This is a genomic window from Promicromonospora sp. NPDC059942 (assembly GCF_042731755.1).
GTDB lineage: Bacteria > Actinomycetota > Actinomycetes > Actinomycetales > Cellulomonadaceae > Promicromonospora.
On sequence record NZ_JBHWLR010000004.1, the window covers coordinates 445,538 to 460,223 of the forward strand.

Genomic DNA, 14,686 nt, shown 5'->3' on the forward strand with positions numbered 1-14,686 from the left:
GCGTCGGTAACCGGAGAGGAAGCAATGCGGCATGGTGCGGATCTCGCGTGACACGCGTCTGGACGGCCTGGCGGCACGGATGCCCGGGGGGCCCGACTCGCCGTGCGACAGCGAGACGCACGAGCTGACCCGGGACCTCATGGGCCAGGTGGCCGACCGGTGGACGCTGCTCGTGGTGGCCTCCCTCTCCGACGGCCCGCAGCGGTTCTCCGCCATCCAGGAGGTCGTGGCCGGCGTCTCGCACCGGATGCTCAGCAAGACCCTCCGCGGCCTGGTGCGCGACGGGATGATCACCCGCACCGCCTACGCCGAGGTGCCGCCGCGCGTCGAGTACGAGCTGACCCCGCTCGGCTGGAAGCTCATGGACCTCGCGCACGGTTTCGTGGACTGGGCCCAGGACCACGGGCAGCAGTTGCGCGAGAGCCGCGCCCGGTTCGACCGGGGGAGCGAGGCGGTCTGACGACGCTGTGGCCTGGCAGAGCGGCGGCCTGACGACGGTGCGGCCTGACGGCGTCAGCCGTCGAGCATCGTGAGCGCCAGCAGCTGCTCGCGCAGCCGGGCCAGCTCCTGAGGCGTCGGCTCGCCGCCCCAGGCGGGCTGCGCGCTCGCGCCGTCCGCTGCCGCCACCACGAGCGAGAGCACGTCCTCGGGCAGGCCGTCCGCCCGGAGGTCGTCGTTCCAGCGGCGCGCGTCGGCCCGGGCCAGGTCGATGACGGCGTCCACGCTCGACAGGTGCGCGATCACCACGAGCGCGTCGCGCGAGGCCGCGGCGTCCAGGGCGCCGTCGATCGAGACGCGCACGTAGGCGCGGGTGAGGCGGCCGGGGGCGTCGTCGTCGGCGGGGATCGCGGCGAGCACCGCGGTGCGGAACCGCTCCAGCCAGTCGGTCGCCAGGGCGAGGTGCAGGTCGTGCTTGTTCGCGAAGTGGTAGAGCAGCCCGCCCTTGGACACGCCGGCCCGGCGCGCGACGTCGTCGAGGCTCGCGGAGACTCCGCGTTCGCGGACCAGCCGGCTCGCCGCGTCCAGGATCGCCGCGCGCGTCTGCTCCGGGCTCCTGCCCGCCGTCCTGCCCATCGCCGCCTCCCGTGTTCGTCGCACCGCCCGGCACGCACTATAGGCCGCGTCACAGGCCCCGTCCTAGAAAACTGTACCGGCTAGACGGTACAGTTACGCGGGTGACCGCTCCTGCTCCCCTTCTCTCCGTGCGCCGCCGGTGGGCCGCGCTCGCCGTCCTCGTGCTGGCGGTCGGCCTGCTGGCGATCGACGGCACCGTGCTCTACCTGGCCGTGCCGTCGCTCACGCGCGACCTCGCGCCCACCGCCACCCAGGTCCTGTGGATCGGCGACATCTACTCGCTGGCCATCGCCGGGCTCCTGGTCACCATGGGCACCCTGGCCGACCGGATCGGGCGCAAGCGCCTGCTGCTCATCGGCGCCACCGCCTTCGGCGTCGCCTCGGCGCTCGCGGCGTTCGCGCCCAACGCGGAGACCCTGATCGCCGCCCGCCTGCTGCTCGGCGTCGCGGGTGCCACGATCATGCCCTCGACGCTCTCCCTCATCCGCACGCTGTTCCCCGACGCCGCCGAGCGCAGCCGCGCCATCGCCGTCTGGTCCGCCGCGGCGGGCGGCGGCGCCGCGGTCGGGCCGCTGGTCGGCGGGCTGCTGCTGGAGCACTTCTGGTGGGGCTCGGTCTTCCTCGTCAACGTGCCCGTCGTGCTGGTCCTGGTGGTCGCCGGCGCCGTGCTGCTGCCCGAGGCGAAGGACCCGCACCCCGGCCGCCTCGACCTGCTGTCCGTGCTCCTGTCGTTCGCCGCCGTCATGCCGCTGGTCTGGGCCATCAAGCACGCCGCGTCCGAGGGCGTCGACGCGCTCGCGATCGGCGTGCTGGCGCTCGCGGTGGGCTCCGGTGTCTGGTTCGTGCGGCGGCAGAACCGGCTCGCGGCGGACGGCCGCGGCCCGCTGCTCGACGTCGGCCTGTTCAAGGTGCCGGCGTTCAGCGGGGCGGTGGCGGCCAACCTGATCGCGATCTTCGCGCTGACCGGCATGCTGTTCTTCTTCTCGCAGTACCTGCAGCTCGTGCGCGGGTTCTCGCCGCTGGTCGCGGGCGTCGCCGAGCTGCCCGCCACCCTGGCGTCCATCGCGGTGGTCGTGGTGGTGGGCTGGTCGCTGCGGAAGTTCGGCCGTGGCCGCGCCATCGCGCTCGGGCTGGCGGTCACCGCGCTGGGCATGGTCGCGATCGCCGTAGCCGAGGGCGCCGACCACTACGTCTGGCTCGCGCTCGCCCTGGTCCCGGCCGGCCTCGGCGTGGGGCTCGCGATGACGCTCACCACGGACGCCGTGGTCTCCGCCGTCCCGCCGGCCAAGGCGGGCGGGGCCTCGGCGATCTCCGAGACGGCGTACGAGCTCGGCGTCGCGCTGGGCGTCGCCGTGCTCGGCTCCCTGGTCACCCTCGGCTACCAGGGCCGGGTCGCCCTGCCCGCGGGCCTGGCGCCCGACGCCGCGGCCCAGGCCGGCGACTCGCTCGCCTCGGCGGTCGCCGTGGCGGGGGAGCAGGCGGCCGGCCTGGAGGCTGCCGTGCTGGACGCGGCGCGCGAGGCGTTCGTCGCGTCGCTGCAGACGACGTGCGTGGTGGCGGCGGTGCTGGTCGCGGTCGCGGCCGTGGTGGCCTGGCGGCTCATCCCGAACGAGCGGTGAGGGCGCGGGCGACGAGGGGTGCCCTGACAGTGCCTGGCCCACCCGCCCCACCGGACGTAGCGTCGAGTCGACACCTTCGAGCGACACCTACGAGAGGACTCGTCGCATGTCCACCATCGCCATCATCGGCGCCGGACCCGGCGTCGGCCAGGCCGTCGCGCGGCGCTTCGCGCGCGAGGGCTTCGCCGTCGCGCTGATCTCCCGCAGCCAGGACAAGGTCGACGCGCTGGCCGCCGAGCTGGCGGGCGACGGCGTCACCGCCCGGGGCTACGCGGCCGACGTGCTGGACGCCGACGCGCTCGCGGCGGCCCTGACCGCCGCGGCCGCCGATCTGGGGCCGGTCTCCGTGCTCCAGTACAGCCCGCTGCCCGCCCGCCACTACCTGCGGCCCGTCACGGAGACCCCCGCGGCGGACATCCTGGAGGCCGTCCGGTTCTCCGTGCTCGGCCCCGTGGCCGCCGTGAACGCGGTGCTGCCCGGCATGCGGGAGGCGGGCACCGGCACGGTCGTGCTCATCAACGGCGGCACCTCGGTGCGCCCGCGCGCCGGGTACGCGGGCACGTCCATCGGCTTCGCCGGGGAGAGCGCCTACGGGCAGATGCTGCACGACGCCCTGGAGCCCGAGGGCATCCGGGTGAGGCAGCTCGTGATCCCCGGCGCAATACCCGCCGACGATCCTGAACGAGGCCCTGACGCCGTCGCCGAGCGCATCTGGGGACTGCACACCACGCCCGGCGAGTTCCGCGAGTTCCTTTCCCCGCTCGACTGAGCCCCCGGCGGCGTCGGGCCAGGCCCGGCCGGACGCCCGCGGTGTGACGCGGAGGGTGTTAAGAAACCGTCAATGCCGCGCGTGCCACGCGGTATCCGCCTTAGGTTCCACGGGTGACTACTGCAATCCGCCCGCCCGGCCTCGTCCCGCGACCCGCGGAGGCCCTGCGGCTCGCCGTCGTGGTCGGCGCGCTCGGCGTCGTGTTCGGCGACATCGGCACCAGCCCGATCTACACCCTCCAGACGGTCTTCAACCCGGCGGACCCGCACCCGGTGCCGGCCACCACGGAGAACGTCTACGGCGTCGTCTCGCTGATCTTCTGGTCGGTGATGCTCATCGTCACCATCACGTACGTGCTGCTGGCGATGCGGGTCGACAACGACGGCGAGGGCGGCATCATGGCCCTGATCACGCTGCTGCGCCGGTGGGCGAGGAACGGGTCGACGCGGATCACCCTCACGCTGGCCGGGCTCGGCCTGTTCGGCGCCGCGCTGTTCCTCGGGGACAGCATGATCACGCCGGCCATCTCGGTGCTCTCGGCGGTCGAGGGCCTGAAGATCATCAACCCCGAGTTCGAGGGCTGGATCGTCCCGGTCACCGCCGTGATCATCGTGCTCCTCTTCGCCGCGCAGAAGTTCGGGACGGCGGCCGTCGGCCGGCTGTTCGGCCCCGTGATGATCACGTGGTTCGTCGCGATCGGCGCGTGCGGCATCTGGGGCGTGGCCAGCGAGCCCGGCATCCTCAAGGCGCTCTCGCCCACGTACGCCCTGGGCTTCCTGGCCGGCCGGTTCGACCTGGCGTTCTTCGCGCTCGCCGCGATCGTGCTGTCCGTGACGGGCGCCGAGGCGCTGTACGCCGACATGGGCCACTTCGGCCGCCGGCCGATCTCGGTCGGGTGGATCTTCCTGGTGCTCCCGGCGTGCACCCTGAGCTACATGGGCCAGGGCGCGCTGATCCTCCAGGACCGCGCCAACCTGTCGGCCCCGTTCTTCCTGCTGACGCCGGACTGGGCGCTGATCCCGATGGTGGTCCTGGCCACCGCCGCGACGGTGATCGCGTCCCAGGCCGTCATCACCGGCGCGTTCTCGGTGACGGCGCAGGCCGCGCAGCTCGGCTACCTGCCGCGCCTGCGGATCCTGCACACCTCCCGGTCCGAGCGTGGCCAGATCTACGTGCCGTGGATCAACTGGCTGCTCATGGTCTCGGTGCTCACCCTGGTCTTCGCGTTCCGCAACTCGGCCTCGCTGGCCTACGCCTTCGGCATGGCCGTGACCGGCACCATCACGATCACGACGACGCTGTTCTTCTACGTGGCCTGGAAGACGTGGAACGTGCCGAAGTGGGTGCTGGCGTCGATGGCCGCCGTGCTGCTGACGATCGACCTGCTGTTCCTCGCGGCGAACCTGACCAAGCTCGTGCACGGCGCGTGGCTGCCGCTCGTGATCGCGGTGACCGCGTTCACCGTCATGACCACCTGGCAGCGCGGGCGCGAGATCGTCAGCGCCAAGCGCGAGGCCATGGAGGGGTCGCTGCGCGCCTTCGTGGACGGGCTGCGGACCCGCAAGGCTCCCGTGCAGGTGGTCAGCGGCACGGCCATCTTCCTCAACCGCGGGAGCGAGACGGCGCCGCTCGCGCTGCGCGCGAACGTCGAGCACAACCACGTGCGGCACGAGCAGGTGGCGGTCGTGGCGGTCGACGTCGCCATCGTGCCGCGCCTGACGGACGAGGACCGCGTGGTCGTCGAGCACCTCGGCGAGGGCCGGGACGGCATCACGCACCTCACCGTGCGGTTCGGGTACGACGAACGGCCGGACGTGCCCGCGGCGCTGGCCCAGCTCGGCCCGGAGGACACCGAGGGCCGGCTCGACCTGGACAACGCGACGTACTTCCTGTCCCGCATCCAGCTCCGGCTCGGCAAGGAGCCGGGGATGCCGGCCTGGCGCAAGCGGCTGTTCATCGCGACGTCGTACATCACGGCGGACGCCGCCGAGCACTTCAACCTGCCCCGTGACCGCACGGTGCTGCTCGGGTCCCACGTCGACGTCTAGCGACGCACCGGCCCGGGTCCGTCGAGTCTCGACCTCGACCTGAACCCGAGCCTTGGCCAAACCCTGAACCTCAACCTGAGGCTTAGTTGCGGGGCTTCAGGGTCGCGCCAGGGCGGCCGTAAGGCAACGAGGTGTGTTGCTCAGTGTGGGACTTGTCCACGCTGAGCAACACACCTCGTTGTCGTGGGCGCTCCTGGATCCTCGGCTGCCCGGAGGCCGGACGCTTGACGTCGATACCCCCTAGGGGTATACATGAGGTGTTGCTGCCCCACCGGGCATGCTCTGCTCAACCCAGGAGCCGATCCATGAACGAGCCACACCAGCACCCCACCGTGCAGCCTGTCGCACCCGGCCCCGCCGTGCCCGACGAGCATGCGCACCACGAGCACATGTCGCACGAGGAGCACACGGCGCACGGAAGTACCCCCACCCGCGAGCATGCAGGCCACGACACCGACCACACGGGACATGACGAGCACGCCGGTCACGACGCCCACGCCGGTCACGACACCCACGCCGGCCACATGGGTCACGCCGGGCACGGCGACCACGTCGGCCAGTTCCGGCGGCTGTTCTGGATCATGCTCCTCCTGGCGGTGCCGGTCGTCGCGTTCTCCGGCATGTTCGCGATGATCCTGGGCTACGAGCTGCCCGACGCCGCCTGGGCCACCGCGATCCCGCCGGTGCTCGGCACCGTCATGTACGTCTGGGGCGGCTCGCCGTTCCTCACCGGCGCCGTCTCCGAGCTGCGCTCCCGCAAGCCCGGGATGATGCTGCTGATCGGCCTGGCCATCACGGTCGCGTTCGTCGCGTCGCTGGGCGCCAGCCTCGGGCTGCTCGACCACCAGCTCGACTTCTGGTGGGAGCTCGCGCTCCTGATCGTGATCATGCTGCTGGGCCACTGGATCGAGATGCGCTCGCTCGCGCAGACGACGTCGGCCCTGGACTCGCTCGCGGCCCTGCTGCCGGACGAGGCCGAACGGGTCGACGGCGACCAGGTCGTCAAGGTCGCGCCGGCCGACCTCGTGGTCGGCGACGTCGTCGTGGTGCGGCCGGGCGGGAGCGTCCCCGCCGACGGGCGCGTCGTCGACGGCCGGGCGGAGATGGACGAGTCCATGGTGACGGGGGAGTCGCGCACCGTCCCGCGCGGCCCCGGCGAGCCCGTGACCGCCGGAACGGTCGCGACCGACTCCGGCCTGCGCGTCGAGGTCACCGCCACCGGCGACGACACCGCCCTGGCCGGCATCCAGCGGCTGGTGGCCGAGGCCCAGGCCTCGTCCTCGCGCGCGCAGCGCCTCGCCGACACCGCCGCGGGCTGGCTGTTCTGGTTCGCGCTGGGCGCGGCGGCTCTGACCGCCGTCGTCTGGTCGCTCGCCGGGCTGCCCGACGACGCCGTGATCCGCACCGTGACCGTGCTCGTCATCGCCTGCCCCCACGCCCTGGGCCTCGCGATCCCGCTCGTCGTCTCGATCGCCACGGAGCGCGCCGCCCGCGGGGGCGTGCTGATCAAGGACCGCCTGGCGCTGGAGAGCATGCGCACCGTCGACACCGTGCTGTTCGACAAGACCGGCACCCTGACCAAGGGCGAGCCCACGGTCGCCGACGTGCAGCTCGACGTACAGCCCTCCGGCGAGCCCGGTCTCGACGCCGACACGCTGCTGGCGCTCGCGGCCGCCGCCGAGTCGGACAGCGAGCACCCGCTGGCCCGGGCGATCGTGCGGGCGGCGCAGGAGCGGGGCCTCACGGTCCCGCGTGCCACCGGGTTTGCCTCGTCGCCCGCCGTGGGCGTGACGGCCACCGTCGACGAGCACGAGGTCCGCGTCGGCGGGCCGCGCCTGCTGGAGGAGAACCGGCAGGACGAGCTCGCGGTGGCAGAGACCTGGCGCAAGGACGGCGCGATCATCCTGCACGTGCTGCGCGACGGCGCGGTGGTCGGCGCGATCAAGCTCGCCGACGAGGTGCGGGCCGAGTCCGCGGACGCCGTCCGCGCGCTGCACGACCGGGGCGTCCAGGTGGTCATGATCACGGGCGACGCCGAGGCCGTGGCCCGGTCCGTCGCGGACCAGCTCGGCGTCGACCGGTTCTTCGCCGGCATCCGGCCGGAGGACAAGTCCGCCAAGGTCGCGCAGCTCCAGGCCGAGGGCCGCAAGGTCGCGATGGTCGGCGACGGCGTGAACGACGCCCCGGCGCTCGCCCAGGCCGACGTCGGCATCGCGATCGGGGCCGGCACCGACGTGGCGATCGCCTCCGCGGGCGTCATCCTCGCCAGCGACGACCCCCGGTCCGTGCTGTCCGTGATCGAGCTGTCGCGGGCCAGCTACCGCAAGATGAAGCAGAACCTGTGGTGGGCGGCCGGGTACAACCTGATCTCGGTGCCGCTGGCCGCGGGCGTGCTGGCGCCGATCGGCTTCGTGATGCCGATGTCGGCGGGCGCCGTCCTGATGTCGCTGTCGACCGTGGTCGTGGCGCTCAACGCCCAGCTCCTGCGCCGCCTCGACCTGCGCCCAGGCCGGCAGTAGCAAGGGCAGGACGTGCGAGAACGCCTGTTGACCTGGTCCGGTGCGCCGCCTAGCCTTCTGGGCGGCGCACCGGACCGAAGTCAAGGGAGACCTCGTGAAGCTCGTACCAGCGTTCCGTCCTGCTCTCCATCTGGTGACAGCGGTGTCAGCCGTCGCCCTCGTCGCGAGCGGCCTGGTGGTCGCGGGCAGCGCGAGCGCGGCTCCGGCAGGCGGCACCGGCCCGGACCCGGCGGGCGGGACGGCGTCGAGCTGGCGGGTGGAGGGTCCGCGGGGCTCGCACCTGGACGGGCTGCTGCACCTGGACGCCGCCGGGCAGGTGGCGCTCGACGTGCTCGCCGACGGCGACACGGTGCTCTCTGCCACGCGCCTGGGCCTGCGGGGCAGCGACGGCGACCTGACCACCGGGCTGACATTCGCCGGCCGGCAGGACCGCACCGTCTCCGACACCTATTCGATGAGCACCGGCAAGCGCGAGCGCCGCAGCTACACCCACCGCGAGTCCGTGTTCACGTTCGCCGACCCGGCCGGCGCGCGGCTGCGGATCGCGGTCCGCGTGTCCGACGACGGCGTCGCCTACCGCTACCTGCTGGACGGCCCGGGCGAGCACCGGGTCGACGACGAGTCGGGCGCGTGGGAGCCGGCCGCGGACGGCCCGGCGTGGATGCAGCGCTCGTACGCCGTCAACTACGAGGCGGAGTGGAGCACGACGACCGCCGCGGCGGGCAACGGCTCCGGCAGCGTCGGGTACCCGGTGCTGTTCGGGCAGGGCGACCGGTACGTGCTGGTCACGGAGGCCGACCTGCACGGCGACTACTCGGGCTCGCACCTGACGCACGAGGCCGGCTCGCTGAGCTACGGAATCGACCTCTTCGAGGGCCGCCCCGTCACCACGACGGGCGACCTGTCCACCCCGTGGCGGGTCGCGATCGTCGGCGACCTGGCCGGCGTCGTCGGCTCCACGCTGGTGGACGACCTCGCCACGCCCGCCGCCCTGGACCCGGGTGCTGACTGGATCAGGCCTGGCCGGTCGAGCTGGAGCTGGCTGACCGACGGGAGCAGCCCGCGCGACGAGGCGCGCCAGCGGGACTTCGTCGACCTGTCCGCGCGCAACGGCTGGGAGTACGTGCTGCTCGACGAGGGCTGGGACGCGAGCTGGGTGCCGCGCACGGTCCGCTACGCGCACACCCGCGGCGTCGACGTGATCGTCTGGTTCCACAGCCGCGACCTGCGCACCCAGGAGCAGCGCGACGAGTGGCTGCCGCGCCTGAGGTCGTGGGGCGTGAGCGGCATCAAGGTGGACTTCATGGACTCCGACTCGCAGGAGATCCACCAGTGGTACGACGACGTCGCGCGCGACACCGCCCGGTACGAGCTGATGGTCAACTTCCACGGCGCCGCCCTGCCCACCGGGATGCAGCGGACCTGGCCGCACATCATGAGCTACGAGGCCGTGCGCGGCATGGAGAACGGGATCAGCCCCGAGCGCAGCCTCATCGTGCCGTTCACGCGCAACGTGCTCGGGTCGATGGACTTCACGCCCGTGGTCTTCTCCCGCGACAACGCCAGGACGTCCAAGGCGCAGCAGGCCGCGATGGCGGTCGTCTACGAGTCGGGCTGGCAGCACATCTCGGACAAGCCCGAGGGGTACGACGACGAGCCGAACGCGCTGCCGTTCCTGCGGAACCTCCCCACGACCTGGGACGAGGTGCGGCTGCTCAGCGGCACGCCCGGGAAGGACGCGGTGCTCGCGCGCCGCTCCGGGGACCGCTGGTTCGTGGGCGGCATGCGGGCGGGCTCGGGCGAGCCGCTGCGGCTCCCGCTGGCGGGTCTCGCGCACGGGTCCAAGGTGGTCGTCGACCTGCTGACGGACGACGGCGCGAACGGGTCGGCCACCGTGCACTCGACGGTGCGCACGACGGCCGCGGACACGCTGCGGGTCCCGACGGCGGACAACGGGGGCTTCGTGGCCGTCGTGTGCGCGGCGACCGGGGACCGGGAGTCGTGCCTGGAGCCGCTGGAGGCCCGGCCGGACGCCACGATCACGGTCGACCCGGAGCAGGCCGACGTCGAGCCCGGCAGCACCGTGACGGTGACGGCCGCGTTCACGGTGGCGGACCGCGCCGTCACGCGCGTGCGGCTGATGCCCGACCTGCCCGAGGGCTGGACCGCCGACCAGGGCACCCGCACCGTGGCGCGGCTCGCCGCCGGGCAGACCGCGCGCTTCACGTGGCAGGTCCGGGTGCCCGCCGACGGCGCGACGGGCACGTTCGAGGTGCCGGTCGACGTCGACTACCGGGCCGCAGGCGCGCCCGGTGGTGGTGGCGACCACGTCGCCGCAAGCCAGGCCACGCTGTGGGTCACGCCGCCCGCCCCGACCGGGAACCCCTACGTCTCCGACCTCGACTGGACCGAGCAGAGCAACGGCTACGGCCCGGTCGAGCGCGACCGCTCCAACGGCGAGGCCGCGGGCGGCGACGGAGCGCCGCTGCGGATCGCGGGCACCAACTACGCCAAGGGCATCGGCATGCACGCGACCGGCTCGGTGACCGCCTGGCTCGGCGGCGCCTGCACGGCGTTCACGGCCGTCGTCGGGATCGACGACGAGGTGCTCGACAAGCCCGGCGACACCGGCGTCGGCTCCGTGCGGTTCGCCGTCTACGGCGACGGCGTGCTGCTCGCCGAGACCCCGGTCCTGTCCAACGACGACGGCGGCGTGCCGCTCGACGTCGACGTCACCGGCGTGCGCCGCCTGCGGCTGGTCGCCGACGAGGGGCCGGACGGCAAGAACTTCGACCACGCCGACTGGGCCGACGCCCGCGTGACCTGCGGGCAGGGCTGACGTTCAGCGAGTGTTCAGCCGGCCGCCGTGTGCGCTTCGCCCCGGCGGCCGGCACCACCACCAGAGTCGGGCCCATGAACTCACGCATCCGTACCCGCGTCGGGGCCGTCGTCACCACGGCCGCGCTGCTGCTGTCCGGGGCCACCGCCTCGGTGCTCGGCGCCGGCGCCCAGCACGCCGGGACCCAGCACATCGGTACCGGGGACGCCCTGGCGTCGTCGGCCGCCCCCGCCGCGTTCGGCGGCCCGGGCCACGGCGGCGGCACCCCCGCCGAGCGCGCCTACCGCGACCTGCTGGACCACGGCCCGAACGCGAAGATCCTCACCGCGGCCCATCGTGCGCAGTGGCGCGCGGCCCCCGAGAACAGCGCCCCCGCGATCCTGGCCGCGTTCGCGGACGGCGCGGAGATCGTCGAGCTCGACGTCCAGCTCACCGCCGACGGCGTCCCCGTGCTCATGCACGACACGACCGTGGACCGCACCACGAACGGGACCGGCCGCGTGGACAGCCTGACGCTGGAGCAGATCGAGGGGCTCCGGCTGCGCGCGGGCCTCGGCGGCGCGCAGGCCGCGCTGACCGACGAGCGGATCCCCACGCTGGAGCAGGCGATGCTCCTGGCGAAGGACCGCGGCCTGGTCAACCTCGACAAGGGCTGGCCGTTCCGCGAGGAGATCTGGGCGGTGCTCGCCGAGACCGGCACGGTCCGCAACGGCCTGTACAAGTCGGACGCGCCCGTCGAGCAGGTCCAGGAGTTCCGGGCCACGCACCGCGGCGCCGTCTACATGCACATGGTCACCGACGCGAACGTGGCGGACGTCGAGAAGTTCGGCGCCGACCAGCCCGTGGCCTACGAGGTCAACTTCGACAGCGCGGCCGACGTCGTCGCGCGCCGTCCGTTCCTCGACAAGGTCGCGAGCGGGAGCCGCGTCTGGAGCAACACGATGTGGAACGGCCTGTCTGAGCGGATGACCGACGAGGCCTCGCTCATCGACCCGCTGCGCGGCTGGCAGGCCCTGGTGGACGGGTACCACACGACGATCTTCCAGACGGACGACGTCGAGAAGCTGGAGAGCTGGCTGCGCACCGGCGAGGGCGACCCGCTGCCGCGCGGCGCCGTCCGCGTCCAGGCCGAGGACTTTCTGCCCGGCGAGGGCGTCGGGTACCACGACCTGGAGCCCGCCAACCGGAGCAACCTGCAGATGCGCCCGGGCGAGGGCGTGGACATCCAGGACCTCGACGGCGCCGTCAGCCTCGGCTGGATGCGCGGCGGCGAGTGGCTCACCTACTCCGTCGAGGTGCCGAGGACCGGTACCTACGAGGTCGCGGTGCGCGCGTCGTCGCCGTACTCGCCCGCCGGCACGTACACCGTGGCGTTCGACGACGACGCGCCGAGCGCCCGCGTCGACGTCCGGAACACGACCAGCCACGCCAAGCAGGTGCTCCAGCCCAGCGGCGTCACGCAGCGCCTCACGAAGGGCACGCACACGCTGCGCATCGCCCTGCCCGAGGATGCCTACCAGAACTGGAACCTGGACCGCATCGAGCTCACCCCGGCCGGCCGCTGACCACTACCCCCGCCCGTGTCAGACGTGCAGGTCCCTCGGGGGACCTGCACGTCTGACACATGCGGGTGCCTCGATTGCATAGGCTTCGGGACATGACGACACATCGACCGGAGCGGGGTGCGCCGTGGGTGGCCTGATGGGACTGCTGGACGACATCGCCGCGCTGGCCAAGCTCGCGGCGGCGTCCATCGACGACGTCGGCGCAGCCACGGGCCGTGCGACCGCCAAGGCGGCGGGTGTCGTCGTGGACGACACCGCCGTGACCCCGCAGTACCTGCGCAGCGTCGCCGCGCAGCGCGAGCTCCCGATCGTGAAGAAGATCGCGATCGGCTCGATCCGTAACAAGCTGATCTTCATCCTCCCGGCCGCGCTGCTGCTCAGCCAGTTCCTGCCGTGGCTGCTGCCGATCGTGCTGATGATCGGCGGCACGTACCTCGCGTACGAGGGCGCGGAGAAGATCTGGCACAAGATCTCCGGCCACAGCAAGGAGACGGTGCTCGCCGCCGAGGTCAGCCCGGAGGCCGAGAAGAAGCTGGTCGCCGGCGCCATCCGCACCGACCTGATCCTGTCGGCCGAGATCATGGTGATCGCGCTCGACGAGGTGGCCGACGAGACATTCTGGTCCCGGCTCCTCATCCTCGTCGTGGTCGCGTTCGTCATCACGATCATCGTCTACGGCATCGTCGCGGCCATCGTGAAGATGGACGACGTCGGGCTGCGGCTCGCCGAGCGCGAGTCCCGGTTCTCCCAGACGCTGGGCCGCGGCCTGGTCAAGGCGATGCCGCGCGTGCTCGCCGTCATCTCCGTGGTCGGCACCATCGCGATGCTCTGGGTGGGCGGGCACATCCTGCTCGTCAACCTCGGCGCGGACGGCACGGGCTGGATCCCCGGGCCCTACGAGTGGGTGCACCACCTCGAGGTGGTCATCCACGACGGCGCCGGTGCGCTCGGCGGTACCCTCGGCTGGCTGTTCAACACCCTCTGCTCGGCCGTGGTCGGCCTCGTGGTCGGCGCCGTCGTGGTGGCCGTGCTGCACCTGCTGCCGTCCCGGAAGAAGGACGCCGAGGAGGCGCCGGCGGCGCACTGAGCCGCTGGGCGATCCTTGATCCTCACGGACACGGCCCCCGGTGCGATACGCACCGGGGGCCGCCTCCGTCGGCGCCTGCCGCCTGCGGTCAGGCGTTGGCCGGGGTGCGCACGTTCCCGAACTCGTTGCGGCGGCGCAGCACGAACCCGAGGCTCTCGTAGAGCCGGATCGCGTTCGTGTTGCCCGCCGAGGCGTGCAGCATGGCCCGGGCGCCGCGCTCGCGGACGTGGTGCACGACGTCGAGCACGAGCCGCGTGGCCAGGCCCTGGCCGCGGAACCGCTCGTCCGTGGCGACGGCGCTGATCTCGGTCCAGCCGGCGGGCCGCAGCCGCTCGCCCGCCATGGCCGCGAGCTCGCCGTCGCGCCGGATGCCGACGTACCGGCCCATCTCGTAGGTGCGGGGCAGGAACGGGCCGGGCTTCGCGCGGGACACGAGGTCCAGCATCTCGGGGACGTCGGCGGCGCCCAGGACCACGGCCTCCTCGTCGGGGCGGCCCTGGACGCGGTCCGTCTCGACGAGCTGCACGCCGCCGAACACGTCGCCGCGCACCCAGCCGGCCGGCAGGGCGACGGACTCGGGCGGGGCGGGGAAGTCGGCGTCGTACCCGACCAGGTCGATGATCGCGGCCCACACGTCCGGGTCGTCCCAGGTGCGGACGGCGGCCCACGGCGAGACGTCCACGGGGTAGCGGCGGACGAGGTCGCCGCCCTCGGCGAGGTGGGCGTGCTCCCCGGAGAGCGACGACCAGGCGGCGTTGTCGAGCGCGGAGTAGTCGGGCGCCGGGCGGTCGGGGGCCGAGGGGGCCGGCGCGGAGACGTCGGGCGCCGAGGGGTCGGGGGCGGTGCCGCCGGGGGCGGCGTCGGTCAGAAGGCTCACGTCAATGAGCAACTGGTGTCCGGCCGTGGGCATTCCGGCCGGGCGCCGGCCGGGGCTGGACGCCGTCTGAGGCTGGACGTCGGCCCTGATCCGACGTCGGCCCCCGTCCCGACGTCGGCCCCCGTCCGACGTCGGCACCCGTCTGACGTTCGCTCTGATCCGCCGTCGGCTCTGAGCCGACGTTGGCCCTCGGCCCTTCCCTTTGAGGCCCGGGGTTTTTTTCTTTTGGGGGGGTCCAAGAAGAGAAACCCCGGGCCCCAAAGGGGGCGCGGCGGAAGGGTTCGCCCCC

General features: G+C 73.1%; 10 protein-coding genes. 8 read left to right on the forward strand and 2 right to left on the reverse strand.

Translation table 11 applies throughout. The features are described from left to right. Positions 1-31: 31 nt before the first annotated feature. Entirely contained in the window at positions 32-460 is a 429-nt protein-coding gene (locus ACFV9Q_RS09240) for a winged helix-turn-helix transcriptional regulator (protein WP_377234158.1), read from the forward strand. Positions 461-513: 53 nt separating this feature from the next. Here the strand turns inward: ACFV9Q_RS09240 and ACFV9Q_RS09245 are convergent, their stop codons facing one another. Beyond that, a complete protein-coding gene (locus tag ACFV9Q_RS09245; protein WP_377234159.1) occupies positions 514-1,074 on the reverse strand; it encodes a TetR/AcrR family transcriptional regulator in 561 nt (186 codons plus the stop codon). A gap of 101 nt (positions 1,075-1,175) precedes the next feature. Between ACFV9Q_RS09245 and ACFV9Q_RS09250 the strand changes: the two genes are divergently transcribed. From ACFV9Q_RS09250 to ACFV9Q_RS09280, 7 genes are all read left to right on the forward strand, one after another. Next, a complete protein-coding gene (locus tag ACFV9Q_RS09250) occupies positions 1,176-2,693 on the forward strand; it encodes an MFS transporter (protein ID WP_377234160.1) in 1,518 nt (505 codons plus the stop codon). 106 nt (positions 2,694-2,799) lie between these two features. After that, complete coding sequence (locus ACFV9Q_RS09255; RefSeq protein WP_377234161.1) at positions 2,800-3,462, forward strand: SDR family NAD(P)-dependent oxidoreductase; 663 nt, start codon at positions 2,800-2,802, stop codon at positions 3,460-3,462. Between the two features lie 113 nt (positions 3,463-3,575). Beyond that, positions 3,576-5,510, forward strand: a complete 1,935-nt coding sequence (locus ACFV9Q_RS09260; protein ID WP_377234162.1) for a potassium transporter Kup — start codon at positions 3,576-3,578, stop codon at positions 5,508-5,510. Between the two features lie 305 nt (positions 5,511-5,815). Continuing rightward, positions 5,816-8,029, forward strand: coding sequence for a heavy metal translocating P-type ATPase (locus ACFV9Q_RS09265; protein WP_377234163.1), 2,214 nt, complete (start codon positions 5,816-5,818; stop codon positions 8,027-8,029). Positions 8,030-8,171: 142 nt separating this feature from the next. Beyond that, positions 8,172-10,868, forward strand: a complete 2,697-nt coding sequence (locus ACFV9Q_RS09270; RefSeq protein WP_377234164.1) for a glycoside hydrolase family 97 catalytic domain-containing protein — start codon at positions 8,172-8,174, stop codon at positions 10,866-10,868. A gap of 74 nt (positions 10,869-10,942) precedes the next feature. Next, positions 10,943-12,433: a glycerophosphodiester phosphodiesterase family protein gene (locus ACFV9Q_RS09275; protein WP_377234165.1), complete on the forward strand. Its 1,491-nt coding sequence runs from the start codon at positions 10,943-10,945 to the stop codon at positions 12,431-12,433. A gap of 136 nt (positions 12,434-12,569) precedes the next feature. Further along, positions 12,570-13,520: a DUF808 domain-containing protein gene (locus ACFV9Q_RS09280; RefSeq protein ID WP_377232574.1), complete on the forward strand. Its 951-nt coding sequence runs from the start codon at positions 12,570-12,572 to the stop codon at positions 13,518-13,520. Between the two features lie 88 nt (positions 13,521-13,608). Here ACFV9Q_RS09280 and ACFV9Q_RS09285 read toward each other — a convergent pair whose 3' ends face one another. Next, a complete protein-coding gene (locus ACFV9Q_RS09285; protein ID WP_377234166.1) occupies positions 13,609-14,397 on the reverse strand; it encodes a GNAT family N-acetyltransferase in 789 nt (262 codons plus the stop codon). Positions 14,398-14,686 lie beyond the last annotated feature (289 nt).